This window comes from Levilactobacillus paucivorans (assembly GCF_001437125.1).
GTDB lineage: Bacteria > Bacillota > Bacilli > Lactobacillales > Lactobacillaceae > Levilactobacillus > Levilactobacillus paucivorans.
In genome coordinates, this window is the sequence record NZ_JQCA01000149.1 from 1 (window position 1) to 3,909 (window position 3,909).

The 3,909-nt window shown below is 47.7% G+C and carries 3 protein-coding genes; all 3 read right to left on the minus strand.

The genetic code is table 11. From position 1 onward, the window contains the following. Positions 1 to 44: 44 nt before the first annotated feature. The 3 genes from IV54_RS11800 to IV54_RS09785 all read right to left on the minus strand — a co-directional run bounded on the left by IV54_RS11800 (position 45) and on the right by IV54_RS09785 (position 3,468). Positions 45 to 185 carry a hypothetical protein gene (locus IV54_RS11800; RefSeq protein WP_157054399.1) on the minus strand — a complete coding sequence of 47 codons (141 nt, stop codon included), beginning with the start codon at positions 183 to 185 and terminating at the stop codon, positions 45 to 47. A gap of 712 nt (positions 186 to 897) precedes the next feature. Continuing rightward, complete coding sequence (locus IV54_RS09780) at positions 898 to 1,533, minus strand: VTT domain-containing protein (RefSeq protein ID WP_057879150.1); 636 nt, start codon at positions 1,531 to 1,533, stop codon at positions 898 to 900. A 1,080-nt stretch (positions 1,534 to 2,613) separates the two neighbouring features. After that, complete coding sequence (locus IV54_RS09785; protein WP_057879151.1) at positions 2,614 to 3,468, minus strand: DegV family protein; 855 nt, start codon at positions 3,466 to 3,468, stop codon at positions 2,614 to 2,616. Positions 3,469 to 3,909: the final 441 nt, after the last annotated feature.

A 3,909-nucleotide genomic window follows, 5' to 3' on the forward strand; every position in this document is an offset into this window, starting at 1 on the left:
TTCTATACAATTCAGAAATCTTTTATGCATTTACACAAGATATTTTACGCTCTCATCCCACAAGACAGAAAAGAAACATTCGTATGCCGTTCATAAATGGTAACTTCCGTCTCTGGATGATCTTGTAAAATTTGTAACGCTGCATTCGTACCAGCGTGTGTACTACCAACAATGATGACTTTCATGTTTACCCTCCTACACGAAAAACGATTCTACCGCTAGTCTACTTGAAAGTTAGCGAAAGATAAATGACTTCGTCTTGAAAAACATTAAAATAACTGTTATTTCCTCACACTTCTTTAAAAATGACGGCATTATGTGCAACTTACACATAAAATTTAGCTTATAATCTGAGGATTGGTCTGATCCTTTTTAGCTATAAACCCCGGTATGACGCGGTTTAGCCATAATTACATGAATATTTGTATTGCAAGCTTCATGTTTGGCCCCCACACCGGCCGTCGATACCATGATCGATCTACCCCCTTGTCAAAACGGGGCTTTTTCAACCGCTTTCATCGCAACTTATCCTTGCCACTTATCACGTGATAACAGCAATTAGTAACTGTTTGTCGCCGTTAATCAACCTCACCTAAATTGAGACAGGTTCGCCCCTAAATTCCCGGCAAAGTTAATTATCTAGCCATTTTTTAAAAAGAGTTACATTTCGCTTGCTAACAAACTGGCCGGTGATTATGATTAACACTAGTTAGTTCGTGATACGTTCTGACCTTAAGCACTGTGATAGAAGTTAGGAATCACTGTCTATAGATGCACTCCCCCCAAAACAAGTGATTTATTAACAGATTCCTAAATATGGCCCCGAGCAATCCGCATGTTGCTTGGGGCTTTTCTTTTTGCCTTTTTTTCAATAAAAAAGACACCCCTAAAGGATGCCTAAGCCCGCTGATGCCAAGCAGTCACGCCGCGTCTGACCACGACGGGAACCACCATCAGCACCAGGAACAACCAGGTGAAGTTCTGACGAATAAACGGAGTATTGCCGAAGAAGTAACCGACCGCACAACAACTAAAGACCCATAAGAAACTGCCAATGAGGTTGTAGATCCGAAACTGCCGCCAGGCCATGTCTGCCGTCCCCGCCATGATGGGGACGAAGAGACCCACGAAGGGGATGAAACGCCCAATTAACAGGGTTTCACCTTCATTGTTGGTAAAAGCCGCGGTGGCCTGTTCGACTTTCTGATTGGGAAGTCGCGCAATCATTTTGGCTTGCCGCTTCCCCCAGTGAACGGTACTCAGATACTTAATGACCGACCCCAAGGTAGCGGCCATCGTAAACATCACGATCAGCCACCAGATATTTAATCGCGACTCTGGCGCGGCCGCAATCGACCCCGCCATAAACAGGAGCGATTGGCCGGGGATAAAGGAAAAGATCAACATCCCCGACTCTAAAAATATTAAGAAAAACAGTACCGGGTAGATGCCGGTCCCTAACTGATTGGTTAGGGGCACCAGCACACTCAGTGGATGCCAAATGATCGCCCAAATCTCAGCGAGTAACGTCATGTCACAACCTCCATCGCTAACTGGGGTCAACTCCTCCAAATTAGCCGAATATCTATAAACAATTAACAGGTGATTATTGTAACTTTAATCGCGACAAATAGCCAAATTTTCACCTTTTCTAGGGACAAAGTCACCAATAATAGTCAAGCCGCCAAACAATTCTATGGTTCATCAAGTCAGGTGACACGGCCTTGTCAGCCTACCGCCTGTGACCAGACTGTAATGAAACCTATTTCCGAACAACGGTCAACCCCCACTGGTAAAATCCAGCGGCAGGTCATGCCTCACAGCGCCGAAAGTGTCGCTAAGTGCCGTCCTTTCTATCCCACAGGTCCATTATACGGTTATTTTCGACAAAGTCGGGGACTATTTTTCCAGATAAAACGACCGCCGATTATTCTCTGGCGGCCGTCAACCCTTATCATATGGGCGTTAAATTCAGTTATACCCTACGCAAATTACGCTAATAGGTGTGCCCCAACATTTTTCAGTAACTCGCTAATTTAGGTCCGCAAAGAGGCTTAATTACGCCCCTTCCCAGTTATTAGTAAATTTATGAAACCAATCAATTGCGCCTAATCTTGCCAGGGGTTACACTACAAGCAAGTTAGTAGCAACGACGCTACTAGCTGAGTTGCATCAATTCTTATTACTCTTTTTTACGAGCAGCAATTAGCACTCCCCCAAAGTTTCTAAGAAACCTGCTCGTATCCCCCCTCAAGCCGCGATAGCTCGATATCGTGGCTTTTTTTGTGCCATCGGAGAGGGGGCGCAGAAATCAGGGATCGGCTGGCAAGACTGCCTAACAGGGCCTGTCAGCTACCTAGGCCCCTAACCACCGGATTTAGCCTAACTAAAGGCACCTGTGACCGACAGCTATTTTGGGTTTACGGGACTATTCATCTGTCACCATTTCACCGCCGAGACCAGCCTCATGCGTCCAGTTAGGCAATTAACCTCCGCAACCAGGATACGGCAAAACCCGTGTTGATTTCGCCACCAGTGTAGCCGGAGGTGCCCACCGCGTTCCAGCCCCCTAGCTGGGCGCCAGGAGGCGGCCTTCACCATCTCCAGCCAGAATTAGTCCAACACCTGAACCCCAACACCAATCAGCCCAGGTCCAGTGTGCACGCCAAGTGCGGGTGATACATCCCCGGCATACCAGTCCAACACGTTTGGGTGGGCGGCTTTTAAGGCCGTTAAAACGCGTTCTCGCAGGTCCGGGTCGGCCCCGTCACAGACGGCCACATTGACCCGTTTGGCGGTGCCAATGGCGTCGTTAACCAGGTCTAACAGCTTACCTAGCGTTCGCTTGGTCCCGCGAACCTTGGCGATGGGATAGTAAATTCCCTCTTCATCACACGAAATAATTGGTTTCACATTTAATAGAGTCCCGGCCATGCCGGCGACCTTACCGATTCGGCCACCCGCCTGCAGGTATTTCAGGGATGGCACGTAGAAGAAGACCTTGGTCTGAGCGGTCACCCGCTCCACCTCCGCCACAATCTCATCGAAGGACTTACCGGCATCGCGGAGCTGGGCCGCATAGATGGCCGCAAAGCCACTCCCAATCCCCACACTCCGGGTATTGATGACGTGCACCGTCAGATCGGTATCCGCCGCCAACAGTTGCGTTTCCTGGTAGGTCCCGGACAGTGCCGCCGAGATGCAGACGGCAATCACGTGGGTGTACCCGGATTCTTGAATCCGTTCTAAGGCCTCCATGATGTGCTTGCCAGTCGGACTCGCCGTGGTGGCCTTCTCGTTGGCCTGGCGCCGATAGAATTCCGTGGGGGTGATGGTGACCCGATCCTCGTAAGCCCGGTCGCGGAAAATCACGTTCATGGGCATTAAGGCCATGTCCGCCGCTTCAAGGACGTCGGCTGGAACATCAGAACATGAGTCTACCAAAATGGCAATCTTTTCTTGTGACATGACTGTTACCTCGTTTCTCCTAGTATCGTTCTTTGATAATAATCGTAATTATAACGCAATTACCTAGTTATTGAAACTAGATCATCTGTTGTTTGTTCTGGAAGTCCCTTTACCAAGCAGTAAATTTGCCTTCGCCAAACCGGCTAATTCGATAGTTTCCCCCTATACTAAGTGCAATCAAAAAATATTTTGACCAGCATCTATCAATTTTCACTAATTCAGGTATTCGTTCTTTCTATTCGTTTGGGCTGATTTGACTATCGGGACTCCCCTCACCGACAAACGCAACGACCACGTCTGGCAACCATGAAACCGGAATCAGAAATATTTCGGTTGTCAGAATAACCATCGACCACGGGTGACTTAAAAGACAACTTTTTATAAACCTTGAATTTACACTTTAAGTGCAACACTAATTAAATAAAGAATGGCCCATGGCCA

Excerpts from the sequence above, each read along its gene's own strand:
- IV54_RS11800 (WP_157054399.1), bottom strand. The coding sequence starts at position 185 with ATGAAAGTCATCATTGTTGGTAGTACACACGCTGGTACGAATGCAGCG.
- IV54_RS09780 (WP_057879150.1), bottom strand. The coding sequence starts at position 1,533 with ATGACGTTACTCGCTGAGATTTGGGCGATCATTTGGCATCCACTGAGT.
- IV54_RS09785 (WP_057879151.1), bottom strand. The coding sequence starts at position 3,468 with ATGTCACAAGAAAAGATTGCCATTTTGGTAGACTCATGTTCTGATGTT.